General features: G+C 60.4%; 1 protein-coding gene. It reads right to left on the bottom strand.

The genetic code is table 11. The annotated features are described in order from the left end of the window. Positions 1 to 467 (bottom strand): MBL fold metallo-hydrolase (locus tag AC0L2R_RS33855; protein WP_473514127.1); only part of this gene is annotated, 467 nt, incomplete at both ends.

Genomic DNA, 467 nt, shown 5'->3' with positions numbered 1-467 from the left:
GATGCATCGAAGCTGGGTTTCAGGAACTCCGGAGCTGAAATTCTCTTCGCGGGATCAGTCCAGTACGCGACGTCACGGCGATCGACGTACACGTCAGAATTCGGGAAGTTCCGGCTTCCACCGGCCACCAGGCCGCCGAGGTGATCGACATGCATATGCGTGACGATGACCGCCCCAATATCTTCTCTCGTAATTCCCAATGTTTCGAGCGCACCAGGGAGCTGTCCCGTTTTGCCCATCGCGCCGGCGGGGCCGGTGTCGATCAGGATCAGGCGCTCGCCATCATCGACGAGATACTGGTTAAACACGAAGCGGATGCCTCCGGGCTTGGCCGCCGATACCGCCTGCGCTCCTTCCTCAACTTGTTCGGGCGTGCTCCCGGGGAAATAGCCGAAGGGCATATCGGCAAACCCGTCCACCAGCGCGGTTACGGTGAAGCGGCCGATCCTGATTTGTGCTGAGGGGAC

This window comes from Mesorhizobium sp. WSM4820 (genome assembly GCF_055811075.1).
The sequence above is the reverse complement of the archived record's forward strand: the minus strand, read 5'-3'. Positions and strand labels throughout refer to the sequence as shown.